General features: G+C 67.9%; 26 protein-coding genes. 9 read left to right on the plus strand and 17 right to left on the minus strand.

Features of this window, described 5'->3' with window-relative positions; all coding sequences use genetic code 11:
* Positions 1-7 precede the first annotated feature (7 nt).
* The gene (locus AZG88_RS10150; RefSeq protein WP_231913914.1) at positions 8-1,039 is read right to left on the minus strand and encodes a lysylphosphatidylglycerol synthase transmembrane domain-containing protein; all 1,032 of its coding nucleotides are present in this window, start codon (positions 1,037-1,039) and stop codon (positions 8-10) included.
* A complete protein-coding gene (locus tag AZG88_RS10155; protein WP_061697604.1) occupies positions 1,026-1,661 on the minus strand; it encodes a TetR/AcrR family transcriptional regulator in 636 nt (211 codons plus the stop codon). Before AZG88_RS10155 ends, AZG88_RS10150 begins: the two co-directional genes overlap by 14 nt.
* A gap of 105 nt (positions 1,662-1,766) precedes the next feature.
* Between AZG88_RS10155 and AZG88_RS10160 the strand changes: the two genes are divergently transcribed.
* Positions 1,767-2,147, plus strand: a complete 381-nt coding sequence (locus AZG88_RS10160) for a DUF3054 domain-containing protein (protein WP_005243782.1) — start codon at positions 1,767-1,769, stop codon at positions 2,145-2,147.
* Between the two features lie 56 nt (positions 2,148-2,203).
* Complete coding sequence (locus tag AZG88_RS10165; RefSeq protein WP_061697605.1) at positions 2,204-3,676, plus strand: peptide MFS transporter; 1,473 nt, start codon at positions 2,204-2,206, stop codon at positions 3,674-3,676.
* Between the two features lie 54 nt (positions 3,677-3,730).
* Here AZG88_RS10165 and AZG88_RS10170 read toward each other — a convergent pair whose 3' ends face one another.
* From AZG88_RS10170 to AZG88_RS10180, 3 genes are all read right to left on the minus strand, one after another.
* A complete protein-coding gene (locus AZG88_RS10170; RefSeq protein ID WP_005263664.1) occupies positions 3,731-4,468 on the minus strand; it encodes a sulfite exporter TauE/SafE family protein in 738 nt (245 codons plus the stop codon).
* Positions 4,469-4,558: 90 nt separating this feature from the next.
* Entirely contained in the window at positions 4,559-6,238 is a 1,680-nt protein-coding gene (locus AZG88_RS10175) for an NTF2-like N-terminal transpeptidase domain-containing protein (RefSeq protein ID WP_082833274.1), read from the minus strand.
* A 96-nt stretch (positions 6,239-6,334) separates the two neighbouring features.
* Positions 6,335-8,134, minus strand: coding sequence for a penicillin-binding transpeptidase domain-containing protein (locus tag AZG88_RS10180; RefSeq protein ID WP_061697606.1), 1,800 nt, complete (start codon positions 8,132-8,134; stop codon positions 6,335-6,337).
* A 95-nt stretch (positions 8,135-8,229) separates the two neighbouring features.
* Between AZG88_RS10180 and AZG88_RS10185 the strand changes: the two genes are divergently transcribed.
* Positions 8,230-8,796, plus strand: a complete 567-nt coding sequence (locus AZG88_RS10185; protein WP_005243791.1) for a hypothetical protein — start codon at positions 8,230-8,232, stop codon at positions 8,794-8,796.
* A gap of 141 nt (positions 8,797-8,937) precedes the next feature.
* Positions 8,938-10,536 (plus strand): ABC-F family ATP-binding cassette domain-containing protein, encoded by a 1,599-nt coding sequence (locus tag AZG88_RS10190; protein WP_005243794.1) that lies wholly within the window; start codon positions 8,938-8,940, stop codon positions 10,534-10,536.
* Here the strand turns inward: AZG88_RS10190 and AZG88_RS10195 are convergent.
* Both AZG88_RS10195 and AZG88_RS10200 read right to left on the minus strand, forming a co-directional pair.
* On the minus strand, positions 10,512-11,525 hold the full coding sequence (locus AZG88_RS10195; protein WP_061697607.1) for an isopenicillin N synthase family dioxygenase: 1,014 nt from the start codon (positions 11,523-11,525) through the stop codon (positions 10,512-10,514). The genes AZG88_RS10190 and AZG88_RS10195 overlap by 25 nt on opposite strands.
* Positions 11,522-12,001 (minus strand): nucleoside deaminase, encoded by a 480-nt coding sequence (locus AZG88_RS10200; RefSeq protein WP_061697608.1) that lies wholly within the window; start codon positions 11,999-12,001, stop codon positions 11,522-11,524. Before AZG88_RS10200 ends, AZG88_RS10195 begins: the two co-directional genes overlap by 4 nt.
* A gap of 104 nt (positions 12,002-12,105) precedes the next feature.
* Here AZG88_RS10200 and AZG88_RS10205 point away from each other — a divergent pair, with 104 nt between their 5' ends.
* Positions 12,106-13,635 (plus strand): PucR family transcriptional regulator, encoded by a 1,530-nt coding sequence (locus AZG88_RS10205; RefSeq protein ID WP_061697609.1) that lies wholly within the window; start codon positions 12,106-12,108, stop codon positions 13,633-13,635.
* Here the strand turns inward: AZG88_RS10205 and AZG88_RS10210 are convergent.
* Positions 13,600-15,024, minus strand: coding sequence for a purine-cytosine permease family protein (locus AZG88_RS10210; protein ID WP_061697610.1), 1,425 nt, complete (start codon positions 15,022-15,024; stop codon positions 13,600-13,602). The genes AZG88_RS10205 and AZG88_RS10210 overlap by 36 nt on opposite strands.
* 139 nt (positions 15,025-15,163) lie before the next feature.
* Between AZG88_RS10210 and AZG88_RS10215 the strand changes: the two genes are divergently transcribed.
* Genes AZG88_RS10215 through AZG88_RS10225 form a run of 3 tightly spaced genes read left to right on the plus strand, consistent with a single transcriptional unit; the run spans position 15,164 to position 17,412 of the window.
* A complete protein-coding gene (locus tag AZG88_RS10215; protein ID WP_025431959.1) occupies positions 15,164-15,595 on the plus strand; it encodes a MerR family transcriptional regulator in 432 nt (143 codons plus the stop codon).
* Positions 15,592-16,605, plus strand: a complete 1,014-nt coding sequence (locus tag AZG88_RS10220; protein WP_061697611.1) for an aldo/keto reductase — start codon at positions 15,592-15,594, stop codon at positions 16,603-16,605. Before AZG88_RS10215 ends, AZG88_RS10220 begins: the two co-directional genes overlap by 4 nt.
* Complete coding sequence (locus tag AZG88_RS10225; RefSeq protein ID WP_082833275.1) at positions 16,606-17,412, plus strand: alpha/beta fold hydrolase; 807 nt, start codon at positions 16,606-16,608, stop codon at positions 17,410-17,412.
* Between the two features lie 3 nt (positions 17,413-17,415).
* Here AZG88_RS10225 and AZG88_RS10230 read toward each other — a convergent pair whose 3' ends face one another.
* The 4 genes from AZG88_RS10230 to AZG88_RS10245 form a co-directional block, all read right to left on the minus strand.
* A complete protein-coding gene (locus AZG88_RS10230) occupies positions 17,416-17,793 on the minus strand; it encodes a VOC family protein (protein ID WP_005243807.1) in 378 nt (125 codons plus the stop codon).
* A 69-nt stretch (positions 17,794-17,862) separates the two neighbouring features.
* A complete protein-coding gene (locus AZG88_RS10235) occupies positions 17,863-19,098 on the minus strand; it encodes an acyl-CoA dehydrogenase family protein (RefSeq protein WP_061697612.1) in 1,236 nt (411 codons plus the stop codon).
* A 79-nt stretch (positions 19,099-19,177) separates the two neighbouring features.
* Positions 19,178-19,903, minus strand: coding sequence for an ABC transporter substrate-binding protein (locus AZG88_RS10240; RefSeq protein WP_061697613.1), 726 nt, complete (start codon positions 19,901-19,903; stop codon positions 19,178-19,180).
* A gap of 27 nt (positions 19,904-19,930) precedes the next feature.
* Entirely contained in the window at positions 19,931-21,235 is a 1,305-nt protein-coding gene (locus AZG88_RS10245) for an alpha/beta hydrolase (RefSeq protein WP_061697614.1), read from the minus strand.
* 67 nt (positions 21,236-21,302) lie between these two features.
* On the opposite strand from AZG88_RS10245, the gene AZG88_RS10250 reads away from it, so the two are divergent.
* The gene (locus AZG88_RS10250) at positions 21,303-21,890 is read left to right on the plus strand and encodes a phosphoribosylanthranilate isomerase (protein ID WP_061697615.1); all 588 of its coding nucleotides are present in this window, start codon (positions 21,303-21,305) and stop codon (positions 21,888-21,890) included.
* Between the two features lies 1 nt (position 21,891).
* Here the strand turns inward: AZG88_RS10250 and AZG88_RS10255 are convergent, their stop codons facing one another.
* The 5 genes from AZG88_RS10255 to AZG88_RS10275 form a co-directional block, all read right to left on the minus strand.
* Complete coding sequence (locus AZG88_RS10255; RefSeq protein ID WP_061697616.1) at positions 21,892-22,788, minus strand: alpha/beta fold hydrolase; 897 nt, start codon at positions 22,786-22,788, stop codon at positions 21,892-21,894.
* Positions 22,789-22,829: 41 nt separating this feature from the next.
* A complete protein-coding gene (locus AZG88_RS10260; RefSeq protein ID WP_442971709.1) occupies positions 22,830-23,459 on the minus strand; it encodes an alpha/beta hydrolase family protein in 630 nt (209 codons plus the stop codon).
* A gap of 26 nt (positions 23,460-23,485) precedes the next feature.
* A complete protein-coding gene (locus AZG88_RS10265) occupies positions 23,486-24,421 on the minus strand; it encodes an alpha/beta hydrolase (protein ID WP_061697617.1) in 936 nt (311 codons plus the stop codon).
* Between the two features lie 47 nt (positions 24,422-24,468).
* Positions 24,469-25,815, minus strand: coding sequence for an MFS transporter (locus AZG88_RS10270; protein ID WP_061697618.1), 1,347 nt, complete (start codon positions 25,813-25,815; stop codon positions 24,469-24,471).
* A 125-nt stretch (positions 25,816-25,940) separates the two neighbouring features.
* The gene (locus AZG88_RS10275; protein ID WP_005243818.1) at positions 25,941-26,846 is read right to left on the minus strand and encodes a LysR family transcriptional regulator; all 906 of its coding nucleotides are present in this window, start codon (positions 26,844-26,846) and stop codon (positions 25,941-25,943) included.
* Positions 26,847-26,915: the final 69 nt, after the last annotated feature.

The raw sequence follows: 26,915 nt of genomic DNA on the forward strand, positions 1-26,915 counted from the left end.
CGCCCCGTCATCCACCCGGAAGGCGGGGCATGCTCGTGCCACGGGCGTATCGTGCGGCGAACAGCACTGCCCACCCGATCGCGCCGATCAGCGCGAAACTGATCAGCCGGTACAGCATCACGGCGGCAGTCGCCTCGTCCGTGCCCAGCCCACCGGCGACTAACGCCACGATCAGGGCACCGTCGACGACGCCGATCCCGCCGGGAATCAGAGGGATGCTCGACGCGGCCATGCCTGCGACGTAGGCCGTCATCGCGAGGCCGATCCCGACGCCGGCGACGCCCACCGCGCGGCACGCGGCGACCAGGCACAGCAGGTCGCCGATCCAGTTCAGTCCCGCGAACACACCCCCGAGCACCCAGTCCCGCGGGCGAGGCCGGACGAGGGACAGCTGCTCGACGAGGGCGCGGACGCGATCGACGCCCGACGCCGCGGGTCTCCGCAGAAACGCGTTGGCCCAGCCGAGCACCCGCTCCCCCGCACGCACGAGAAGTTCCGGACGACGCACCAGCTCCCGGATCGCGAACGCGAGGCCGAGAACTCCCACGATCTCGCCGCCGACGGTGAGCGGATCCGCATGCGCCCGGACGCCGACAGTCGCCCCGAGAAGTCCGAGGGCCCCGAGCGCGAGCGAGCTGATGATCCCCGACGCGAGCATCGTCCAGGCGACCAGCGGGGTGCTCGCACCCCACGTGCGCAACCTCCGAAAGGTGAACCCCGCGGACACCAGGTGCCCGGCGGGGAGCGTGACGGACAGTGCGTTGGACGCGAAAGTCAGTGCGATCGAGCGATGGAGTGCCACCCGGAGACCGCCGGCCGCGAGCAATTGCCGCTGCAACCGCGCGAAAGTCGTCATCGACGCGATCTCGGCGATCACCGCCAGCACGAGCCACCGCCACCGCGGGTGCAGCAACGCGCCCGACGCTCGCGCGATGTACGGACTCAACACCAGAACCTCGACGAGCAGTACTCCGGCCGCGGCGATCGCCAATGCCGTCCTGGGTACCGAGCGCCCGCGCCACACGTCAGTGACGTTCACGGGACGCGACACCGGTCCGCGACCGGGGAAGGTCGAGGACCCCGGCCTCGATCTCCGCGAAAGCCGAATCCAGCAAGCCCAGGAACCGCTGCGCGTCGTCGCCGGGCTGCCACTGCAGATACGCCGTGCGCAGGACGGCGAACGCCGTGTTGACGAGCAGCACACTGCAGAGCGGGTCGACCCGGTCCGGTCGCACCCGGGCGTCGACCCACTCCTGGACGAACTGCTGGAATCGCTCGCCGGCGGCCTTCGTCGACTGCGCGAGGTGGGGCGCCGCATCCAGAATCCGCCGTTGCACCGTGAGGGTGGCGGCATTGTGGGCGATGTTCGCGCGGATGATCTCGCGGACCGACACCCACATCGATTCGCCTTCGGGACGCTCGTCAGCCAGCTTCTGCCACCGCTCACGGTCACCCGGTCCGGGGTCGAAGAGCAGCGCTTCCTTGGAGTCGAAATAGTTGAACAGCGTGCTCTTGGACACGCGCGCTGCGGCCGCGATCTCTTCGACGCTGACGTCGCCGTAACCGCGGGTGTCCACCAGGTCGAGGGCGCACGCATGCAGCGTCCGCCACGTCTCGTGCTTCTTCGAGACGCGAAGGCCTGATCCGCTGTCCGTCGCCATGAATCGAACCTTAACCCAACTTGGACCGAGTACAATTTTCTCCCTGGTCCACTGTTGGTGCGAGTCCACATCTCGTCACGAATGCGGTCCCTCTAGGCTGACCGTGTGAAGAAGTACCTCCCCGCGCTCGTCCTGGACGTCGTCCTCGTGATCGTGTTCTGCGCCATCGGCCGCCGCAGCCACGACGAAGCCAACGCCCTGACGGGTCTGGCCACCACGGCGTGGCCGTTCCTGACCGGCCTCGCGGTCGGCTGGCTCGCCACCGTCGCGCTCTACCGCGACAAGTTCGACGCGTTCCTCATCGTCCCGACGGGAATCGTGGTGTGGCTGTCGACGCTCGTGGTGGGCATGCTGTTGCGCGTCGTCAGCGGCCAGGGAACGGCGTTCAGTTTCGTCCTCGTGGCGGGCACGGTGCTCGCCGTATTCCTCCTCGGCTGGCGCGCCGTCGCGAAGATCGTGACGAAATCGCGCGCCACCACCCGATAGCGGCGAATACGCCCCGACGGCACCCGAACTTCCGCTCGAGGTGAGACAGTTTTCCCATGAGTGACACCATCGATCCGGCCCGGGACGAGAAGCGGTCCGACCGCGGCTTCTTCGGCCAGCCGTTCGCCCTCGCGAACCTGTTCGGCGTCGAGATGTGGGAGCGATTTTCCTTCTACGGGATGCAAGGCATCCTGATCTACTACCTGTACTACTCGGTCGCCGACGGTGGCCTCGGAATCGCCGAATCGTCCGCGACCAGCATCGTCGGCGCCTACGGCGGCACGGTATATCTGTCCACCATCCTCGGCGCGTGGATCGCCGACCGGCTCCTCGGCTCCGAACGAACCCTGTTCTACAGCGCGATCCTCGTCATGCTCGGTCACATCGCCCTTGCCGTGTTCCCGGGCCTGTGGGGTGTGGGCATCGGCCTGGTCTGCGTCGCATTCGGTAGTGGCGGGCTCAAGGCCAACGCCACGTCCCTCGTCGGTGATCTCTACGACGAGCAGGACGAGCGCCGGGACGCCGGATTCTCCATCTTCTACATGGGTATCAACCTCGGCGCCCTCGTCGGCCCGCTGCTGACGGGCTGGGCGCAGGACTCCATCGGATTCCACGCCGGCTTCGCGCTCGCCGCGATCGGCATGGCGCTCGGACTGATCCAGTACACCCTCGACCGCAAGCGCCTCCGGGGTATCGGTGCGGAACCGCCCAATCCCCTCCCCCGCGCTCAGCGGCCCAAGTGGATCGCGATCGGTGCCGCCGCGGTCGTGGTGATCGCGGCCCTGTCCCTGACAGGGGTGATCACCGCGGCCAACATGTCGGACATCGTGGTCGGCCTCACCATCGTCGCGGCAATCGGCTACTTCGCGATCATGTTGTCAAGCCGCCGCATCACGGCCGTCGAGCGCAGCCGCGTCTACGCGTTCATCCCGATGTTCATCGCCAGCGCGGTGTTCTGGTCGCTGTTCCAGCAGCAGTTCACCACCGTCGCGGTGTACTCCGACAAGCGACTCGACCGCAACCTGTTCGGCTGGGACTTCCCGCCGTCGTGGGTGCAGTCCATCAACCCGGTCTTCATCATCATCTTCGCCGGCGTCTTCGCGGCCGCGTGGACGAAGCTCGGACCCCGGCAGCCGTCGTCGCCGATCAAGTTCGCGGCGGGCACCGTCATCATGGGTATCGCGTTCCTGGCGTTCATCCCGATGTCGGGTGGCGGCGCGAACAGCGCACCGCTGCTGGGTCTGGCCGGAATCCTGTTGCTGTTCACGTTCGCCGAACTGCTGCTGTCCCCGGTCGGGCTGTCGCTGTCGACCAAGCTGGCGCCCGAGGCCTTCCATACCCAGATGGTGGCGTTGTTCTTCCTGTCCGTCGCACTGGGCACCGCCATGGCGGGCACACTGGCCGGCTACTACGACGAGAACAACGAGATCCCGTACTTCACCGCGGTGGGGCTGGGATCGATCGCCGTCGGCGTGCTCCTCGCCATCGGGTCACCGTGGATCAGGCGTCTGATGAAGGGCGTTCACTGACGCGTGGCGGCACCTCGGCACTGACGCGTGGCGGCACCTCGGCACCGAGCGTCGTCAGCGCACCCACAACCACGCGGCCAACCCGAATCCCGCGATCGCGATGACGACGCGGAGGACGGACGGTGGTATCCGCCTGACGACGGGCGGGCCGCACCAGCCACCGGCCAGGGCGCCGATCGCCATCGCGGCGGCGGCGCCCCAGTGGACGGGGCCGAAGACCGCGAACCCGATCGCCGCCACCAGGTTCGCGACGCCGAGGAGAAAGCTCTTCAGGATGGTCGCGCGCCAGATCTTCTCCGACGTGAGGATCAACGCGATCGCCAGGAAGATCACGCCGGCGCCGGCGCCGAAGTACCCGCCGTAGATGGCGACGACGAACAGCGACACCGAGTACGCGCGTGGCATGTCCCGCTCGCCCGCCAGCGCACGGAGCCGGGGTTGCAACAGCAGCGCCAGTGCGGCGAACGCCACCATGAACGGAACGATCGCCTCGAACGACCCCGCCGGAGCCACCAGCAGAATTCCCGCGCCGACCAGGCCGCCCGCAGCCGAGTACAGCGCCCAGCGCCACAGCTTGGGACCGGTGTCGGCGACCTCCCGCGTCGAGTTGGACAGGGCGCCGACGCCGACCGCGACCATCGCGACCGTGTTGGTGACGTTCGCGGTGACCGGCGGCAGACCGACCGCGAGGAGTGCGGGATACGACACGATGGACGCCAGGCCGGTGACGAAGCCGACCAGTCCCGCGAAGAACCCCGCTACGACGAGAAGACCGATATCAAGCAGGGACACAAGGAAGAAACTTACCCTTGCTCACTTACTCCCTCAGCGCGGACGGCCCCGGCGTTCCCTCAGTTCGCCGGCTTCGCCATCACCGTGTCCTCAGTTCGCCGGCTTCGCCATCTCACGGAAGAGCATGTCGGTCATCTTCACCGCGCGGTCGCCACCGTCGGCGTCGGCGACGAAGACCGCGAAGGCCAGGTCGCCGCGTGAGCCGTAGAACCAGCGGTCGTCGCCGCTCGCCCCGTTCATGCCCATGAGATCGGGGTAGCCGTTGAGGAACGACGCCCCGCCTCGCACCACGTTGTCGCGCATGATGCCCCGGAGCTGGTCGTTGACGTTCGCCGGAAGCGGCTGAGCGGCCACATCGGTGGTGCCCGGCTGCCCCTGGACGATCATCGGTGCCGGCGCGCTGCCCCGCGCGATCGACGCTGCCAGCATGGCCATCCCGAACGGCGTCACGGCGGGCAGGTCGCTGTCCTTACGGTTCATCACCTGGTTCATGCCCGACTGGTCGGCGGTGAAGACGGCGGTCTGATGGTCGAGGCCCGGGATCTTGTAGTTCATGCCGAGCCCGAGCTGATTGCCCGCCTTCTCGATGTCCTCGATCGACAGCGACGACGGGTCGACGCCCTTCTGCAGTCCGGCGGCCTTCTTCACCAGGTCGAGGTTCGATCCGGCGGGATACAGGCCCTGGAACGCGATCGGCCCCTGCTCCATCGCCTGGTTGTTCTGCGCGGCGGCCAGCACGGCGCCGGAGGACGGCTGGATCGCGACGATCGTCGCGGGGGTGCCGACACTGACCACGGCTTCCTCGGCTGCCAGCTGCAGGCGGGAGTCCATGGTCGCGACGATGTCCGGTCCGGGCGGGCCCTGGAAACCTGCCTGCGGGATGAGCGTGTCGTCGGGGTCCACGAGGTGGACGGCCCAGCCGGCCGTGGCGTCCCGGTTGGCCTGCCACACCTTGCGCAGCGGATCCAGCAGCGGTGTCGTGATGCGCCTATCCGCCGTGATGAGCTTCGGCGTCTTTATGGTGATGACGCCGGGTATCGCGAGATCCTGCTCGAGGAACTCCCAGTCCTGGTCGCGCAGCAGCACGGCGGTGACCTGCTGGCCGGGCTTCTCTGCCATCTCCGCCATCATCGTGTCGGACGTGACGAGGGGGGCCACCGGCTCGAGGACCTCCGCGAGACGCCGGGTGGTCGCGACGGGGTCGGGCATCGTGGCGGGATCGAGGGTGACCGAGTTGATGGTCTGCTCGTTCATGAGCAACCCGCCGAACGCGTCGAAGACCCGCGGCGGAGCGGCGTCCGTCCGGTCGTAGCGGACGATACGCCCGTTGCCCAGGTCGGGCGCGAGGATCGACGGATCCCAGGAGATCCGCCAGCCGACGGACAGGTTCCGCACACCACCCTGCACCTGGTAGGTCCAATCCTTGCCCTCACCGAAATGCCAAGCGGCACCGACGGTGAAGAAGCCGGAGTCCGAGCCGAGATCCATGAACTGTGTCAGGTCGAACTTGGCGTCCTCAGGTTTGAGACCGTCGAACATCTGCTGAATCGCCGTCTCCGCGGCGTTGGGATAAGAGGTCTGCGCTGCCGCGGCAGCGGCGTCGCCCTCGTTCAGCGCGTTGACGAAGTCGTCGACGACCGACTGAGCGGTCGCCTCCTCTTTCGACAGCACACACGACGCCAGAATCACCGCCAAAATGACAGCCGACGTCAGGGCGATCACGTATCTGTTGCGGCGGCCAAGCGATCGTCCATTCCCCATGTCCACCATCTTGCTTTCAGTCACATGCGTAACAAGCACCATTTGCCTACGAAGAAGTTACGGTTGAGCCACAACTTATCCCCGAACAGCAACGCGCGAACGGGTTTATCGAAGAAAACGCCCCGCAGCCTGCACAGCAGGGGCCGAACTGTCACCTGTTGCTATAAAAACGGCAAATGCTAGGTCGTCCTTGATTCCGACGAACCAGCCGTGTGCGGGACCATTTCCCGACTCGGCCGTGCCCGTTTTGCCGAGCAGTCCCGGAATGTCCTGCAGCGCAGTAGCGGTACCGCCCGTCACAGTTTCGCGCATCATCGTCCGGAGGTCGGAGGTGACGTTCGCAGGCACGGTGGGCGCCGTCTTGTCGGCGGTTCCCGGTTGGCCTTGCACGATCATAGGCGACGGCGTCGAACCGTTCGCGATGGAGGCGGCCACCATGGCCATCCCGAACGGCGTCGCGGTCACCTGCCCCTGCCCGATCCCGGACTCGACACGGGCCGCCGGACTGTCGGCGACGGGCACGTTGCCGGTCACGGTCGTCAGCCCGGGTGTGACGTAGTCGACGCCGAGCCCGAACTGCAGCGCGGCCTGCTGCAGGGCGTCGGGCGGCAACCCGACCGCCAGCCGTCCCATGGTGGTGTTGCACGAGCGGGCGAACGCGGTGTGCAGCGGGACCGCGCCCAGGTCGAATTCGTCGTCGTTGGGGATCTGCCTGCCCTCGATGTTCTCGGTGCCGGGGCAGGGCAGAACGGTGTCCGGTGTGGCGGCGCCGGCCTGCAGGGCCGCGGACGTCGTCACCGTCTTGAACGTGGATCCCGGCGGGTAGAGGCCGGTCAGTGCGATCGGGCCGAGCGCGTCGGCCGGGGCGTTCTGCGCCACCGCCAGCACCTCCCCGGTGGAGGGTCGCAGGGCGACGATCGCGGCCTGCTGCGGCACGTCGGCGAGCGCCCGCTCGGCAGCCATCTGCATCGGGAGATCGAGGGTCGTCGCGATGTCGGGGGCGGCGGGACCCTGCGCACCGGCGATGCTCTTCGCCGCGCCGTCCTGACCGACCAACTGCACCGCCCAGCCGGCGGATGCGTCCTGCCCCTCCTGCCACAGGTCGCCGAGGCCCGCCAGGGTGGGTGAGGCCAGCGCTTTGTCGGTGCTGAGCAGCCTGGTCTGTGGTGCCAGCGCCACGCCGGCGAGTTGCCGCAGCTGCGGTTCGATCGGCGCCAGGTCCTCGGCGCGCAACGAGATGGCCGTGACCGGCTTGCCCTGGGCGCCGGCCAGATCCTGCTGAAGCGAGGCCGCGGTGATCGTCGGTGCGATGGGTGACAGCAACGCGGCCACCGCCGCGGTGTCCGCTCCCTGTTCGAGGTTGACCAGCGTCACGACCTGTTGCTCGAGGATCGGGGCCCCACCCGCGGCGAGGACCTTCGGTGGCGTCCCGGTCGTGGTGGTGTACCGGACGGTGGTGTCGTCGGTGAGGCCGGGTGCGAGGACGGCCGGGTCCCAGACGATCTTCCAGTCGTCGCCTTCCTTGGTGGCGTTGCCGGTGGTGCTGTACTTCCACTCCTGCCCCGGGGCGAACGGCCACGACACGTCCATCGTGAACGTGCCGCCGGACTCCTGCACGTCGGTGCGGGTGAACGTCCCGTCCTTGTTTCCGAGCCCGTCGTACATCGCCGTGATCGCGGCGGTTGCGGCGGCCGGATCGGTGGTGAGTTCGGCGGCGGCCTGCACGTCGTCGCTGTTCAGGGCGTCTGCGAACTGCTGCGAGACGGTGTCGGGCTGGTCCGGTCCGAAGAGTCCGCAGGCGGAGAGCACCGTCGCGAGGACGGCGATTCCGGCCGCTGCCTTCCGGGTGGGGGTGGGACGGGTGGGGCTGTGACGAACGGTTGAGGTGCGCACGGACTCGATCATGCCTGACGTGGTGGCGTGCTTCGAATAATCGGTGTAATCATGTAATCAGTGCTGCATCACACCGATCGCGGCACCAGGGTCCCCAGGAGGACGCCATGAGGAACACACAAGGTCCGGGCCCCCGCCGCTTCGGCCGGCCCGGTGGATGGCAGCAGGCGGATGTCCCCGATGCGAGCGATGCGGCCGAATGGTTCGCCGGCCGTCTTCCCGACGACTGGTTCACCGGCCCCGCGACCGTCGAGGTCGACCGCGAGGAGATCGTGGTGGTCGGCGAATTGCCGCCCGTCGAATCCGCCGACTCCGGTTCCGAGGCCGCGATCGACGGACGCATCTCCCGGTTCCGCGAAACGACCCGGGGCGATCGGATGCGCATCGCCGACGAGGCCGAGAGGCGATACGGGCGCAAGGTCGCGTGGGGCGTCAGCCTCGACGGCCACAAAACGTTGTTCACCCACCTCGCCGTTCCGGTGATGACCCGACTGCGCCAACCCGAACGCAAGGTTCTCGACACGCTCGTCGACGCCGGTGTGGCGCGGTCGCGGTCGGACGCCCTGATGTGGACGGTGCGCCTGGCCGGCCAGCACAGCGAACAGTGGCTCGCCGAACTCCGCGACGCCATGGCGAAGGTGGACGAACTCAGGGCCGACGGCCCCCAGATCTAATTCGATTGCGCGGGCATCGGCGGCGTCCTATCGTGAACGTCACCGATGCGCACCGGGCGTGTCAGACAGAGGGGAACGGTCCATTGCTCCTGACGAGGTAGTCACGCGAGTCTTCATACGCACACACCTCGGGAGTCCCCTATGGCCCAGTCATATCTGTCCCTGTCCGACCTCACGTTCACCTGGCCCGACGGCGAGCCGGTCTTCGACGGCCTCGATGCCGTCTTCGGCCCCGGACGCACCGGGGTGGTCGGTCTCAACGGTTCCGGTAAATCCACCCTGCTCCGGCTGATCGCCGGGCGCCTGCACCCCGACCGCGGGTCGGTGACGGCGCAGGGTGAGGTGGCCTACCTGCCGCAGGACATCACGCTCGATCCCACACTGAAGGTCGACCGGATCCTGGGCATCGCCGACCTCCGGGCGGCGTTGCACCGCATCGAGTCCGGCGACGGCACACCAGACGATTTCGATGCCGCGACCGGCCGCTGGGACATCGAGGAGCGGGCGGTCTCGACCCTGCATCGGCTCGGTCTCGAACGCGTGCTCGGGAGCACGTCCGACCTCGATCGCACCGTCGGCACCCTGTCCGGCGGTGAGACCGTACTGCTCGGCCTCACCGCGCAGCTGTTGAAGGAACCGGAGGTGCTGCTCCTCGACGAGCCCACCAACAACCTCGACAGCGCGTCCCGCAGCAAGCTCTACGAGGTGGTGCAACAGTTTCCGGGCACCCTGCTGGTGGTCAGCCACGACCGTGACCTGCTCGATCTCATGAATTCCGTCGCGGAGCTGCGCGGTGGCGACATCCGCATGTTCGGCGGGAACTTCAGTGCCTACCAGGAGATCGTCGAGGCGGAGCAGGAGGCCGCGCGGGCGGCGGTGCGCGATGCCCGCAGCGACGTGCAGAAGCAGAAGCGGGAACTCGTCGAGGCCCGCATCAAGATCGACCGTCGTAAGCGGTACGGGCAGAAGATGTTCGAGAACAAGCGCGAACCGAAGATCGTGATGGGGCTGCGGAAGCGCCAGGCACAGGAATCCGCGGGGAAGCTGCGGAACAACCACATCGCGAAGGTCGACGAGGCGCGGGAGTCGTTGACGGAAGCGGAAAGTGTCCTGCGGGACGACCGCGAAGTGCGCATCGACCTCCCGGCCACGGAGGTGCACTCGGGCCAGGAGGTGGTCTCCGTCCGGGACGTGAGCCTGCTCAGCGGACAGCAGGTGTCGCTGGACGTCGTCGGTCCCGAGCGGATCGCCCTCGTCGGACGCAACGGTGTCGGCAAGACGACCCTGCTCGACGCCGTCGTGGCCGCGGGACCGCGGGTTCCGTTCAAGGCCCTGCCGCAGCGACTCGACGTGTTCGACGAGTCGCTGACGGTCGCCGAGAACGTGGCCGTGGCGGCTCCCCACGCGTCGCAGGAACAGATCCGCGCCCAGCTGGCCCGGTTCCTGTTCCGCGGCAACGATTCCGACGTGCTCGCATCGGCGTTGTCGGGCGGGGAACGGTTGCGGGCGGCACTCGCGACCATCCTGCTGGCCGAACCCGCCCCGCGGCTGCTGCTGATGGACGAGCCGACCAACAATCTCGACCTGCCGAGTCTCGCGCACCTCACCCAGGCGCTCCGCAGCTACCGCGGCGCGTTGATCGTGGTCAGCCACGACCGGCAGTTCCTCCACGACATCGGCGTCACCCGGTGGCTGGAGCTGACCGACGAGGCCCTTCAGGCTTGTGCGCCTTTTCGGTAGCCCCGGCTACCAGAAAGGCGCACGGGCGGAGCCTCGAGCGTGATCGCGTCGAGGCGGGTCTTGATGAAGTCGGCCGACGTGACGGGCCCGAGCCCGGCGACGGTTCCGATCGGCGGTTCCAGAGGTGTGACCTGCGCGTCGTGGTTGAGTTCGTAGAAGTAGATGAGCGACACCAGGTCTTCTTCGGGGGCGTCGGCCTGCGGCGGCAGCACGCGGTGCCGGCCCGACGGCCAGCGCTTGCCGCTCCAGTACTCGAGGAGGTCGCCGATGTTGACGGTGACAGCGTCGGGGTCGTAGGGCGCGTCCTCCCAGCCGCCTTCGTCGGTGTACACCTGGAGTCCGCCTGCGCCGGGTTCCCGGTCCAGGACGGTGACGGTGCCGAAATCGGTGTGCGGCCCGATGCGGAACTGGCCCGGCTCAGGCTCGCCCACCGACGACATCGGCGGGTAGTGGTTGATGTTGCACGTCCACGTCGGGCGGTCCGCGAGCCCGTCGAAGGGGTTGACGGGCAGCGCGAGTGCCGCCGAGAACAGGGCGAGGAGGTCGTCCGAGAGCCGGCGCATCGCCTCGGTGTAGGTGGTGAGAAGGGCGCGCAGTTCCACCACTTCGGTGGGCCACACGTTGGGCTTGAACCACACGTCGTCGACGAGGGGATCCCCGGTGCACGTCTCGGCACCGATGGCGAACGTCTCCTTGAGGTCCGGGGGCGTCTCGGTGCCCTCGGCATAGCCGTTGGCCTCCATCCCGGGCCCGATCCAGCCGCGTTCGCCCACGATCGCCGAGTACCGCGCCTTCACCTCTTCGGGAAGTGCGAAGAACCGGCGCGCGGCGGCCCGTACGTCCGCGGCCAGTTCGCGCGTCACCCCGTGGCCGCGGACGAGGAGGAAACCGGCGCGCTGCAGTCCCTCGTCGACGTCCCGGGCGACGGCCGCTGCGGAGGGTCCGCCCGCCCGCCAGAGTGCGATGTCGACGGTGGCGATCGGGGTCATTCGGCTACTCCAATGTCTTCGTTCCAGAGTTCGGGCTGGTTCGCGATGAATTCGGTCATGAGGTCGATGCAGCGTCGATCGCGCAGGACGGTCACGTCCACGCCGTTCTCGCGGAGCCATTCGTGGCCGCCGGTGAACGTGACGCTCTCCCCCACGACGATCGCGCCGATGTTGAACTGCCGGACCAGACCGCTGCAGTACCAGCACGGTGACAGGGTCGTCACCATGATCGTCGAGCGGTAGTCGCGCTGGCGCCCGGCGGCCCGGAACGCGTCCGTCTCACCGTGGACGGACGGATCGGCGTGCTGGACCCGTCGGTTGCGGCCGCTGCCCAGCAGGGTTCCGTCGCCGGCGAAGAGCGCGGCCCCGATCGGTATCCCGCCCTCGCGTTTGCCGAGTTCGGCTTCGGCGATCGCCACGGTCAGCAGTTCCTCGGGGTCGAGGGCCATCCGCGCAGAGTTCACAGAGATCGACATGCCTCTACCTTGCGTCTCGGACGCCGCGACCACAACGGACACACTGTGGTAACGAACCGGCCTTAACCTGTACAGACTGTCCGCCTCCCGAGGAGGGTTCGACGATGTCGTTGACCGTGCGCGAGTTGCTCCGGAACCAGTTCTTCAGCGCGAACCCGCAGGTTCTGGCCGGGAAGTCGCAGCTCGGCCGCACGGTGCGCTGGGTACATTCCAGTGAAATCTACGAGATCAGCCCGCTGCTGTCCGGGGACGAGTTGCTGCTGACCACCGGGCTGGGTCTGTCCGGTGTGGATCCCGGCACCCGCAGGCACTATCTCCGCGAGGTCGGGGAACGCAATGTGGCGGCCGTGGCAATCGAGTTGGGCCGGACGTTCGACGCCGTTCCGGGCGACATGATCGAGGAGGCGGCCGCCCTGGACCTGCCGCTGATCGCGCTACGGACAGTGGTCCCGTTCATCGAACTCTGCCAGAACGCCAATACGGAGATCATCTCCCGGGAGGTGTCGGCCCTGCGGACCCAGAACGAACTGTCCCGCGTCCTGGAGGCCGAACTGATGGCAGGCAACGGGGTGGCCCGGTTGCTCGAGCGGATCAGCCAGGCGAGCGGCTGCCCGCTGATCGTCACCAGCGGCAGCGGGGCGCTGGTCGCGGCGCACGGCGTGGACGACGACCGCGCGGCCTGGGCAGCAGCCGACGCCGGAACCGTCACGGCCACCATCCATTCGCGGGACGGCGTGTGGGGGACGTTGACGGCCGGGCCGGGTTCCACGATGGACTCGCCCGTGTTGCGTGCGCTACTCGAACGGTCCACGGCGTCGCTCGGGCTTGCACTCACCTACTCGGGCAGCCTCGCGGGACGTCCGCAGCGCGCCGCGGCCGCGCTGGTGTCGGACTTGCTGGACCGCAACGACGTTCGGCAGATCGACCTCACGGTGCGGTCCGCCGCGGCGGGGTTCCATCCCGCGCCGGGCAACCGGGTGGTCGCGGTCGCCATCGATTCGCCGGGCTCGCGCATCGCGACCCGGTTGCTGGATTCGGCCGCCAAACTGCTCGGGCAGCCGTGCCTGCGTGCGGAGGTGCACGCGAGCACGTTCGGCCTGATCGCGGTCCCCGCACCCGTGGTCGACCCGGTGGGGACTGCCGTCGACTGCTTTCAGGAATCGTTGGCGTCCAACATCACCGACGGAGTGACGGTAGTGGTCGGCGATCCGTGCGACTTCGCTCCCGGAGACGTCGGCACCGCGCTGCACACCGCCCGCTCGGGACTGCGCCTCGCGATGTCTGCCCGGCGGTCGTGGCTGTCGGGGCGGGTAGTGACGACGACGCGGGAACTCGCCCCGGAACTCGCGCTCGATCGGCTACCTCCCGACGTCAGGGAGCGGATGGTCGCGACAACCATTGCGCCGCTGGTGGAGTGGGATCGAACCCATTCGAGCGACCTGGTCCGTACCCTGGAGGTGCACCTTCGGCACGGGTGCAGCGCCACCAGTTCTGCGTCGGCGCTGCATCTCGGCCGGCAATCGCTGTACCAGCGACTCGAGCGGATCCGGGCCCTCCTCGGATACGACCCGGGTTCGCCGTCGATGTACGGTTCGCTGCTACTTGCCCTGTGCGCCAACAGGTTGGCCGCGTGAGATCTTCGCACCGTTGATCGCGAGGTAGAGCGCTCCGGCCAGCACGAAGCCGACGAAGAACGTGATGTCGCCGAGTTCGGGTACCGCGCGCACCACGTAGCCGACGAACTTCTCCTGATTGGAGAACAACAGAACAGAGCCGACGAGGGCGATCACGAACGCGGTCAGACCACCCCAGTTGCTGTACTCGCGGTTGTACAGGAGGGTGTCGATCCGCTGTCCGCGGCGCAGATACTGGTCGGCGAACATGATGCCCAGCCACGGTCCGATCCAGTAGGCGACGATGAGCAGGAAGGCCTCGTAGCTCGCGGCGGCGTCGGCGAGCGCCCACCACGCCACGAGGAATCCGACGACTCCGAACATCATGGTGACCACCGCCCGCTGCGTCTTCAGCGGCAACCTCAGCCCGATGGTCACGAAGGCCATCGACCCGGAATACACGTTGAGGGCATTGGCGGCGACCGCCCCGAGTGCAATGGCGAGCAATGTCAGATTCGCCAGTGCCGAGGGCAGATTCGCGGTGAACGCGTCGGTCGGGTTGTCGGAGGACGGTGCGCCGATCGTCACGGAGGCGGCGCCGACGACCGACAGTGCGACACACGAGACGAACAGCCCGGCCGAGGCGAACAGCCCGGTGCGGACCCTCGACACGGTGGCCGGCAGATACCGGGTGTAGTCGGCGGCGTACGGCGTCCACCCGGCCGCGTAGCCGAACGCCGTTCCGACGGTAAGGAGGAACCCGCCCATTCCGCCGACACCACCCTCGACCGCGGGCGCGCCCGGGTTCGACTTCGCGAGCACCACCACTGCGGTGATCGCGAAGATCACGGCCAGCACAGGGAACGCGTAACGCTCGAACGCCTGGACCAGGTTGTGCCCGAAGAACGCGAACACGGTCTGGACGACGACGATCACGAGCAGTGAGGGCAGGGGCGCCAGACCGGTCAGCGTGTTGAGTGCGAACGCGCCGCTGACGCTGTTGGTGGCGAACCAGCCGACGCCGCACATGATCGACATGAACGCCGACGGAAGGGCGTTGCCCCAATACCCGAAGCCGAGGCGTCCGAGCACCATCTGCGGAACGCCGTGCAGGGGACCGCGCGCGGACAGGACGTAATGCGCGGCAGCCCCGAGACCCGTCCCGAGGACGAGCCCGAGCGTCGCCTGCCAGAACGTCATCCCGAACACCGACACGGACAGGATGCCGATGAAGATCGTGGCGAACTCGAGGTTCGGCGACATCCACGTCCAGAAGAGTTGGCGTGGAGTTCCGTGGCGGACCTCGTGCGGAATGAACTCGTTTCCGCCCGGTTCGACGGCCAGGACGCGGTCGCCGTACTCGCGTTCGGCAGCGGTCGCATCGCTGGTGGTGCCCTCGGTAATTGCCATAGAAGCACTGTGTTCGCCCAGGCCGGCGCCGACAACCGACAATGTGTCCGTCAAACGTGCGCTCGGGGCGGACAGATCGACGGGACGCAGTCGCCCCGGGTCTTGCGTTGGAGTGCACTCCAGGTCGTACCGTTCAGTCATGGCCACCCAGTTGGAGCAGTCGCCCGGAGCGTTCGCGAGCATCTCGGAGGTCTCGGCGATCACGGGCCTCACGCAGGACACCCTTCGCTGGTATGAGCGCGAGGGGATGATTCCCAGGATCGCGCGGGGTTCGGACCGTCGTCGCCGCTACAGCGAGCGGGACGTGCGGCTCATCGAACTGCTGGTGAAACTGCGGACCACGGGCATGCCGACCAGTGACATGCAGCGTTTCGCGGTGCTGCTGACCGGGGGCGCCGAGACCCACGAGCGGCGGTTGTCGCTACTGCTCGAGCACCGCGAACGCATCCTCGCCCAGCAGGCGAGGCTCGACGACGCCCTGGCCGCCCTCGACACCAAGGTCGATCACTACCGGGCCCTCATCGCAGGGACCGACGAAGACCGTGCCCGACAACGACGAGGAGAAGCATGACCGACATCGGTACGACAACCCTGGGTGACGCGCTCACCGTCTCCGACATGGGTTTCGGAGGAATGGCTCTCACACCCGTCTACGGCGGGGTGGAACCGGGGAAGGCGCTCGCGACACTGCATCACGCGGTGGATCTCGGAGTGAGTTTCCTCGACACCGCCGACGTGTACGGGGCCGGGGACAACGAGCGGTTGATCGCGCAGTTGCTGAGGGATCGGCGCGAGGAAGTCACGCTGGCAACCAAGTTCGGGATTGTGGGGGATCCGAGGAAGCGGAGCGAGGGCGGCGCCTCGACCCGCGGCGACCGCGCCTACGTTCACGAGGCGGTGGACGCCAGCCTGCGCCGGCTCGGTATCGACACGATCGATCTCTACTACCTGCACCGCCCCGACCCGTCGGTTCCGATCGAGGAGACCGTCGGTGCGATGGCCGAACTGGTGGCGGCGGGCAAGGTGCGGCATCTCGGACTGTCGGAGGTGACGGCCGGGGAGCTGGCGTCCGCGCACGCGGTGCATCCCATCACGGCAGTCCAGTCGGAATGGAGCATCTGGAGCCGCGACGTCGAGGCGCGGATCGTGCCGGCGGCGGCCGCACTGGGTGTCGGGTTCGTCCCTTACTCGCCGCTCGGCCGGGGTTTCCTCACCGGGACCGTCACCGGCGTCGAGACCCTGGCGCCCAACGACTTCCGCCGGACCCTCCCCCGGTTCGCGGCGGGCACGCTGCAGCGGAACCTCGGCGTGGTGGACGCGGTGAATTCGGTCGCAGGCGACCTGGGTGCCACGCCCGCACAGGTTGCGCTGGCGTGGCTCTACGCGCAGGGCCGCGCGTTCGGACTTCCGGTCGTGCCCATCCCCGGAACCCGCAGTGCGGAACGGGTGACGGAGAACGCCGGTGCTCTCGGTATCGAACTCGATGCGGCGCAGCTGGCGGTGCTGAATTCGGCCAGGGACCACGTGGAGGGTGCGCGTTCGGAGGATCTGCAGTGGGTGTCGGAGGGCCGCGACTTCTGAGTGATGCAGACTGGGCGGGTGCAGCACGCTACCAATCCCGTCGACGGTGTCCGGATCGCGTACAAGACCGTCGGCGAGGGAGAGCCGCTCGTTCTCCTTCACGGCACGGCGCTCTCCCACGCGATCTGGCGCGGATTCGGTTACGTCGCCGCGCTGCGTGATCGGTACCGGCTGATCCTGGTCGATCTGCGGGGCCACGGGCGCAGCGACAAGCCGCACGACGAGGATGCGTACGCGATGGAGCTGGTCAGCGGCGACGTGCTGGCGGTCCTCGACCACCTGGATCTTCCGAGCGCGCACGTGCTGGGGTATTCGCTCGGCGGCCGGGTCGCGCTGGCCTTGGCAGTCGGGGCGCCCGACCGGCTGGAGAGCCTGATCGTCGGCGGCGGCAGCAGCCGACCGCAGGCCGGCGCATTCGACCGCCTGTTCTTCCCGGGCTGCATCGACGTCCTCGAGCGGGACGGCATGGATGCGTTCCTGGGGCAGTGGAATGCCCGGCGCGCGTGGCCGATCGACGCCGGCACCCGGGCGGCGTTCATGGCGAACGACGCGAAGGCGCTGGCCGCGTACATGCGGCGTTCCGGTGTGGAGCCGGGCGTGGAAGACGACGTCCTGCGTGGGATCGCCGTCCCCACCCTGTTGTTCGTCGGTTCGAACGACGCCGAGCGGATCGGCGACACCCAGCGGGTGGCGGCACTGGTTCCCGGTGCGTCGCTGACGGTCCTGCCCGGGTTCGACCACTCGACGGCGGTGGCCGCGAGCACCGAGGTGCTCGCGGCCGTCGAGCCGTTTCTCGCCTCGGTGTGACCACTACATCCATTCGACCAGCTGGATGATCACCCCGTTGGGGTCGCTCATCTGGAAGTAGCGTTCGCCCCAGGGCTCGGTTTCGATGGGCGTCACGATCGGGACGCCCTCCGCCTGCAGTCGGTCGTATTCGCCGTCGATACCGTCGACGACGAGCGCGATCAGCAACCCCTGGCCGGCGTCACCGGCGATCCGCGCGGGCTTGAAGGTCTCCAGTCCGGTCTTCAGGAAGACCAGATTGAAGCCGACGTCCGCGCGCTTCAGTGACACGAAGCCCTCGGCGGCCATCTCCTCGACGAAGCCCAGGTGGGACTTGGCGAACTCGGCCGACGCACTGGGGTCTGCGACGTTCAGCGACAGTGCGCTCGCGGTGACCTTCACGGTGGTGTCCTTTCGTTGACGACACCCCACTAACGTACGCCGTACGACATTCGTTCCCGGGGCCACGCATCACATCGCCAGCAGGCCCTTCGCGATGTGCGTCACCTGGATCTCGTTGCTGCCGGCGTAGATCATCAGCGACTTCGCGTCGCGCGCGAGTTGCTCGACCCGGTACTCCGCCATGTAGCCGTTGCCGCCGAACAACTGCACCGCCTCCATCGCCACCTCGGTGGCCGCCCGCGAGGAATAGAGCTTCATCGCCGACGCCTCCGCGAGGCTCACCTGATCCCCCGCCGCGGTGCGCTCGATGGCATTGAAGACCATGTTCTGCACGTTGATGCGGGCGATCTCCATCTCGGCGAGCTTGAGTTGAATGAGCTGGAACTGGGCGATCTCCTTGCCCCACAGCGTGCGGGACCTGGCGTAGTCGACGCACAGCCGGTGACACTCGTTGATGATGCCGAGCGACAGCGACGCGATGCCGATCCGTTCGGCCGCGAAGCTCTCCTTCGCACTGGACTTGCCGTCGGACTTGCCGCCGTCCTCCGTCTCGCCGAGCAGACGGTCACGGGTGAGGCGCACGTTGTCGAAGAACAGTTCTCCGGTGGGTGAGGAGTTCATGCCCATCTTCTTGAACGGCGCACCCTGGGTGAGCCCCTCCATGCCCGCGTCGAGGACGAAGGCGAGAACCTTCCGGTCGCGGCGGTCGACGGACGAGTCTCCCTCGTCGAGCTTCGCGTAGACGATGATGACGTCGGCGTAGGGACCGTTGGTGATGAACGTCTTCTGCCCGTTGAGGATGTAGTCGTCGCCGTCGCGGCGCACGTACGACTTCATACCGCCGAACGCGTCCGAGCCGGAGTCGGGCTCGGTGATGGCCCAGGCTCCGACCTTCTCGAACGTGACCAGTCCGGGTAGCCAGCGCTCCTTCTGCGCCAGCGTCCCGCGACTGCGGATGGTGCCCGCCGCCAGCCCGAGACTCACCCCGAGCGAGGCGACGAGCCCGAGGCTGACGCCGGCCAACTCGGCGTTCATGATGACGCCCATGCTGCCCGCACCGCCGAGGCCGCCGGACTTCTCTTCCTTCGCGCCGGACACGGCCCCACTGCGCTCGCGGTCCAGGGACTTCGTCAGCGCGTCACGGGCCATCTCGTCCAGGCCGAAGGTGGCGAAGAGTTTGCGGATGATGTCGAACGGAGGCAGCTCGCCGGTCTCCAACTTGTCGACGTGCGGTCGAATCTCCTTGTCGATGAAACCGCGGATCGCGTCGCGGAACATCAGGTCGGTATCTGACCACTCATACATGCCGGGCACTCCAGTCGCTGAGAGACAAACGGTTGCCGCAAATATAGAACACGTTCCTATTCTTGGACAGGTGTGCCGGTTAGAGCGAGCCGCCTTTCGGTTCGCCGATACCGAGCCACTTCGACCTCAGCCGGTCGAGGGTGCCGTCCGCGGCCAGGGTGCGCTGCGCCGACTCGATGCGTTCACGCAGCGCGTGATCACCCGTGCGGACGGCAACGGCGATCTCCTCACGCGAGATTCCCCGTTCGACCACCTCCACGTGCGAGCGGTCCCGGGCGAGCCAGGTGAGGACCGGCGCGAGTTTCATGACGGCATCGCACCCGCCCGAGGACAGGTCGTCGAGGGCCTGCCCGATCCGGTCGTAGGCGTACACCCGGATCGCGCCCGCGCGGCCCTCCGCGACCAGCCTCTCCACGATCGGCTGACTGGTGTTGCCGTGCTGGACACCGACGGTCAGACCGCCGAGGTCGTCCACCCCGCGCACTCCCGGATGCCGCGACGTGTCGACGGCGAGGGACTGACCCGACACGAGGTACGGAGCGCAGAAATCCGCGCGCGTCCTCCGCTGCGGGGTCACGGTGGTTCCCGAGGCGATGCAGTCGAATTCACCGTCCGCCAGCGCATCGAAGATGCCGTTGAAGTCGGTGCCCCGGTACGGGACGAGCGCCCATTCGACGCCGAGCACCTGCGCGACCGCCCGCGTGAACTCGACATCGAAACCCGCCGGAGCCCCACCGTCCCGGAACTCGAACGGCGGGTCGGGCAACGCCGAACCCACCCGCAGTACCCGCGCTGCCGCCGTCATGCCATCCCTCTCCGCCGTGACGAGTACCTACGAGCCGATCAGCCCCAACCGCTGTGCCAGCCAAGGCAATTCCTTCTCCAGTCCCGCAGACCACACCGCGAAGCTGTGCCCGCCCGGCACTTCCACGTACTGCACGTCCATGCCCGCGTCCTTCGCGGCCTGATAGACCTTCTGGGCCCCCGGCTTGTAGGCGTCGTCGTCGCTGCCGACCACGAAGACCCCGGCCGTATCCGGGTACTGCTTCGACGCCATCAGATCGAGTGGGTTGACGCGTTTGAACGCCGCCTCGTCACCGCCGAATCCGTCGTCGAGGGTGCGCTGATGGTCACCGAGCGTGGGTTCTTCCTGACCCGAGATGTCGAGGAACGTCGGGTACACGTCGGGATAGTTGGTGGCCATCTGCAGCGAACAGGTGCCGCCGTAGGAGAGGCCGCCGATCGCCCACGCCTTGGGGTCCGGGTCGACCTGCAGGTTCGACTTCACCCAGGACGGAACGTCCTTCGCCAGATACGTGGCCACATTGCCCAGCTTCGAATCGACACACAGGGGGTTCGCGATCTGCGAGCCGGTGCCGTCCGCCACCACCACGATCGGGGCCAGTCCCCCGTGTTTCGCGGCGAACTCGTTCATCGTGGTGGCGAGCTTGCCACCGGCGAACCAGTCCTCCGGCGAACCGGGTTGACCGGCCAGCATCACGAGCACCGGCAGCAGGGGGCGCGGGTTGGCGAAGTAGGCGGGCGGGAGGTAGATCTCGGCGTCGCGGGCGGCGAACCCCGACGCCGTTCCGGGAACGGCAGCCGTCAGGACCCGCCCCTCGCTCGGCATTCCGGGCGGGGCGGTCCACGACGCGTCGAGAGGCGTTCCCGTCACCACGTTCTCGGCGGCGCTGCCGAGGTCGTTCATCTGAACCCGGTCGAACGGCTCCGCCCCGAATGCCGTGCCCACCGTGGGATAGGCGTCGAACACCAGGTTGATCTGCGTCGCGGACGCGAGAATCACGGCGAGCACCGCGAGAACCGACACGGCGGCGGCTTTCACCGTCCGGCCGGCGCGGATCCTCGGCACGAGCAGGACGATCGCGAAGAGCCCCAGACCGATCCACACGTAGATGGAAATCTCGATGGGGTCGGGGAACGGCCTGAGCACCTTCTCGACCATCACGTAGAGAACGACGGTGACGACCACCGACACGGCCAGGCAGATCGGAATCGCCTTCCTGGGGTACCAGGGTGCGCGGGCAGCGAGCAGCCACACGCCGCCGAGCACACCGATCACCGTGAGGATCCAGGGCAGAGGCCCTGAGATCACGCTGAGGTCGCTGAGCCATTCCACGTCACGAAGCCTAGAGCGCGAACCCGCGCTGCGTCGGCGACTCGGAGCGACCGGTAAAATTGCGGGGGTGACATTCATCAAGGTGTGCGGTCTGCGAGACGAGGCCTCCGTCGATCTGGTCGTGCGCCTCGGCGTCGACGCCGTGGGTTTCGTGTTCGCCGACAGCGTCCGCCGGATCTCCCCCGAGGACGCCGCACCGCTGGTCCGCCGGGTCACCGGTCACACGGTCGCGGTGGGTGTGTTCAAGGGGAGTCCCGTGGCGGAGGTGATCGACGTCGCCGCCGCGGCAGGTCTCGGAACCGTTCAGGTGCACGACCTGAAGTCCGCCGACGACGTGGCCCGGTTGCGGGAGGCGGGGCTCGGCGTGATCCGTGCCGTGGTCGCCGGTGACACGTCGGGCGATTTCGGCGCCGACCGCATCCTCGTCGACGGAGCGACCGCCGGGGCAGGCGTGCCCTGGGACTGGGCGAACCAGAGCCGACCCGACGGCGAGTGGATCCTCGCCGGCGGACTTCATCCAGGCAACGTGCGGGCCGCCGTCGACGCGACCGGCGCGTGGGGTGTCGACGTGTCGAGCGGCGTCGAATCCTCGCGTGGTGTGAAGGATCCGGCGCTGATCGAGCAGTTCGTCGCCGCCGTCCGATCCGGCGACTGAGTCAGCCCGGCATCCCGGCGACGGAATCTTCGACGTCCCACGACGCGAGCACCGTCCGGATACCCACGACCAGCGCGAGCGGCTGGTCGATCATCACGTGGTGCCCGGCGTCGGGGATCTCGACCACCACAGCGGTGGGCCCGAATCGGCGGCGCATGCCGTCCATCATGGCGTCGGTGACGATGCCGTTCTCGGCGCGGAAGTAGGCGATGCGGCAGTGTGGGTCGGATCCGCCCAGGTGATCGCTGCTGTGGCGCGCGAAGAACGTGGAGTCGAACTTCCACGACCAGCCGCCGTCCACCTCTTCCATCGAGTTCTCTGCCACGTGCCGCAGGACCGCGGGCACCGCGGTGTCCTGCGGCGGGACGAACCGGAACCGCTCGAGCGCCTCGGTCCTGGACGGGTAGACCTTCTTCGGACCGAAGGCACGCTGCTTCCGCGCTTCTTCCTCCTCCGGGGTGCGGGCGAGGACGGGCGAATCGATCAGCTGGACACCCGCCAGATCCTCGCCGAACAGTTGCGCGGCCACGTAGGACACCATGCCGCCCATGCTGTGCCCGACGAACACCGGCGCCCCCGAGATACCCGCCGGCTTCGCCACGGCCAGGGCTTCTTCCGCCCACTGCTCCAGGCCGTACTCCGCGCGCCGGTCGCTGTCGCCGTGCCCCGTCAGGTCGAGTGCGACGACGCGACGGTCCGTGGCCAGCATGGGTGCCACATGGTCCCACCACCGGCTGTGGGCGGCGCCGCCGTGAACGAGCACGATTCCCGGCGATCCCGACGGCCCCCACGCACGGTAGTGGACCTGTGCACCGGCGACGTCGACCCGGCCGGTGTCGACCGGCGACGCCAACGCCGTGGTGAACCAGCGGGGCGCGTCCGTCTGCACGTTGCTCATTCACCGAACATACCGACCGCGTGTGGCCGTCCCCGACCGCCCTACAGAAGGTCGAGCATGGCCGTGACCGCGCGTTCGACCACCGGGAACCTGTCCGGGGCCAGATCGTGGCGGGCCCCCTCTAGTTCGACGAGCGTCGTCGGTGCGGGGATCAGTTCGAGTGCCGACCGCATTTCGCCGGTGGTCGCGAACGGGTCTTTCGAACCGTGCACCACCACGGACGGGGTGCGGAGACCGGGCAGGTGCTCGGTGCGGAGCTTCTCCGGCTTGGCCGGCGGATGCAGCGGGTACGACAGCAACAACAGGGCGTCGACGAGACCCGGTCGCTCCGAAGCGAGCATGGACGCCTGCCGCCCGCCGTACGAGTGCCCGCCGGCCCACACCGGCGCCGACACCAGCTCCCGCATCACGACCACCGCGGCCGCGATGCCGTCCCGGTCCTCCGCCGCCGTCGACGGATGCGGCGGACCCGACGCGCGGCGCTGACGGAACGGGAGATCGAACCGCAGGACGACGACCCCGCGCTCCACGAACCCGTCGGTCACTGCACGCAACAGCTTTGTGTCGCAGTCACTTCCCGCTCCATGAGTCAGGACCAGCCCCGCCACCCCGTCACCCGCGGGGCGGTGGAGATGTCCGCGCACACCGTCACGTTCCAGCAACTCGCTCATGCGGTTCACGGTAGTGGAATGTCGGGCTACTCCGGCGCGAGCAACTCCGCCAGTTCTTCGCACAGCTGGTCCGCGAGTTCGTTGGCGCGTGGCACGACACCCATGCTCCAGTACCCGTGCAGCATGCCCGGGGAGATCCGCAGTCGAACCGGCACGCCGGCGGCCTCCAGCGCAGCGGCGTAGGCGGGGGCGTGATCTCGGAGCGGATCACATTCGGCCCCGCACACGATGGCGGGTGCCACCCCCGTCAGGTCACCCTCGATCGGCGAGACACGGGGGTCGAGGGCCAGGCTGCGATCTTCGAGGTAGCCGGCCCCCATGTCCTCATCCGCAGGCACCCTGAGGAAATACCCTTCGGCGAGTTCGTCCATCGACGGGTAACGCTTCGCGAGATGCACCGGCACGTACAGCAGCAGCTGTGCCCGCAGAGGAAGTCCCGCGTCGCGGGCCGCCAAGGCCACCGACGCCGCGAGATTGGCGCCCGCGCTGTCTCCGGCGACGGCGACTCGGGACGCGTCGCCGCCCAGCTGATCGATGGTGTCGTGGATCCAGTGGAGCGAAGCCAGGCAGTCGTCGTAGCCGGCAGGGAACGGGTGTTCCGGCGCGAGCCGGTAGTCGACGGCGACGACGACGGAGCCGGTGCGAGCGCAGACGCGTCGAGCATGCGACTCGTGTGAGTCGAGGCCGCCCATCACCCAGCCGCCGCCGTGCAGGTACAGGACGGTCGACCGAGTCGGCTCCTCCGTGTCGGGCCGGTAGATCCGGGCGGGGATGCCACCGGCCGGGCCCGGGATGGTGACGTTCTCGACTTCCCGCACCTCGAGCAGTTCCGGCTCGAAGTAGAGGGCACGCATCTCCTCGATGCGCTTGCGTGCGCCTTCGATCGTCGTCTGGGGACCTGCGGCGGCGTCCCAGTCGTTCAGCTTGTCCAGCAGTACGGACATGTCGGGGTCGAGCTTCATGATTCTCCTCGTGATGGGGAACCGCACCGAGGCGGTTCGCGGATCGATTACTTCTTGCCCAGTTCGGTGATCGCGACGCTGCGCGTCTCCGGAGCGGTCACCGCCGAGAGACCGGCCACCAGCAGGCAGACGGAGCCGAAAGCCGCCACCGGTATCCACCCGTGCGTGCCGGTTCCGAGCAGCGCATAGCCGATGCTCGGGGCGAAGCCCGCGAAGGCGAACCCGATCTGTGTCGAGATGGCGATGCCGGAGAACCGCACTCGGGTATCGAACATTTCCGCGAAGAACGTCGGACCGACACCACTGACACCGGATGCGGCGGCACCGAAGAAGGCCGACACCGCGAAGATCAGGGGAACGGAACCGATGCTCATCGCCTCGAAGTAGAAGAAGAACGCGGCGATGGCACCGACGATTCCGGCGAGATATACGGGCCGCCGGCCGATCTTGTCTCCCAGCATCGCCCAGAGCGGAATGGCGAACAGCTGCATGATGTTTGCGATGACGCCCGCCCACAGCAGGGTCTGGCGTTCGAGCCCGGCCTCACCGGTGCCGTATGCGAGCGCGAAGACCGTCATGATGGTGCCCGACACGGCGAAGAGCGAGCAGGCGATCACCCGGACCATCTGCAGCCGATAGTTCTCGAACAGTTCGACGACGGGGATCTCGACCAGATCGTTGTCGCGTTCCGCCTCCCGGAATACCGGAGTCTCCTCCATCGTCCGGCGGACGAACAGCGCGACGATCGTCAGGATTCCGCTGACGAGGAACGGGATTCGCCAACCCCAGGCCATCAGCATGTCCTCGGGCAGCGCGGCGACGGGGATGAACACGAGGGTCGCGATGAGCTGCCCCGCCTGGGTGCCGCTCATCGTGAAGCTGGTGTAGAACGCCCTGGAACCCTCCGGCGAATGCTCGAGGGTCAGCGAATTGGCGCCACTCTGCTCGCCCGCCGCCGAGGCACCCTGCATGAGTCGCAGGACCACCAGCAGGATCGGCGCCGCGATCCCGATGCTCCCGAAGCCCGGCAGGCATCCGATGAGGAACGTCGAGACTCCCATCAGGACCAGCGTGAAGACGAGCACACGCTTGCGTCCGATGCGGTCGCCGTAGTGTCCGAGCGCGACGGCCCCGATCGGGCGGGCGATGTATCCGACGCCGAATGTCGCCAGTGCCGCCAACGTGCCGGTCGCCGGACTCTCCGACGGGAAGAAGACCGTCGGGAAGATCAGGGCGGCCGCCGACCCGTAGATGAAGAAGTCGTAGTACTCGACGAGGCTGCCGAGGAAACTTGCGAAAGCCGCCTTGCGGGGCTGACGCGCGGGCACGCTCGCCGGGGTGTCGACAGGCTGCTGCGCGTTCGGAGGCGCAGCAGAACCAGCTCGTACGCTCATGGGAGGACCTTTCGGACCGGAGTGAAGGTGATGACGTGCCGCGGATCACACCACCGCTGCGCCGACGACTCTGCCAAACGCCTTCATCACAGTCCAAGATCAACTTGGCATACTTTCGATAAGAACTACTTATCGAACTCGTCGATCGTCGGCATGATCTCCGCCGCGAGCGCGAGGACGGTCTCGAGCAGCGGCGTCCGGGGCCTGTCCGCCCACGCCAGCGCACCGCGGATTCGGTGGCGTCCGCCGTCCGTGGGCACGACGACGGCGTCGACGGCTCCGGCGCGATGGGAACTGACAGGAATGAGCGAGACCCCCACACCCGCCGCCACCAGCGCGGTCAGCGTCGTTCCGTCGGACGTTTCCTGCGCGATTTCCGGCGTGAACCCCGCTTCGTGGCATGCAGCCAGCACGTCCAGACGCAGAGTCGATCCCGACGCCGCGGGGTTGGTGACGAACGGATCGTCGCGCAGTTCGGACAGCGAGATCTCCGAGCGTTTCGCCAGTGGGTGGTCGGCGTAGAGCAGCGCACCCAGAGGCTCGACCGAGATCAGTCTCGTCGCAATTTCGGGATGCGACAGCGCCGCCGAGACGAAACCGAGATCGAGCTTGCCGGAATAGATGTCGTCGAGGATCAGCCCGCTCGGTCTCGCCCCGTCGAGAACCAACTCGAGTTTCGGATATCTCTTGCGCGCGGTCCGGGCGAACAGAGGCAGCTTCGACTGTCCGTAGGCGCCGCTGAATCCGACACGCACGCGGCCCTCCTCCGCGGGATTGCCCGCGGACGCCGACTGCTCGGCCCAGGCAACGGCTTTCAGCGCGGCCCGGCACGGCTCGAGAAATTGCTCTCCCGCGGCAGTCAGCCGGATCGGTCTCGTGCCCCGGTCGAACAGCTTCACTCCGAGATGCCTCTCCAGCTGCTGGATCTGCTGGCTGACCGCGGGCTGGGCTATGCGCAACGACTCGGCTGCCCGGCCGTAGTTCGACACCTCGGCTACGGCGAGGAACGCGCGCATCCAGCGGATCTCCATGCTCGCACCCTAATGTCGTGCCGAAATTCGACGGTTGATTGCGATTGGCTCTCGGTCTGTTTGCCGGGT

Source organism: Rhodococcus sp. LB1, from assembly GCF_001583455.1.
GTDB classification, from domain to species: domain Bacteria; phylum Actinomycetota; class Actinomycetes; order Mycobacteriales; family Mycobacteriaceae; genus Rhodococcus_F; species Rhodococcus_F opacus.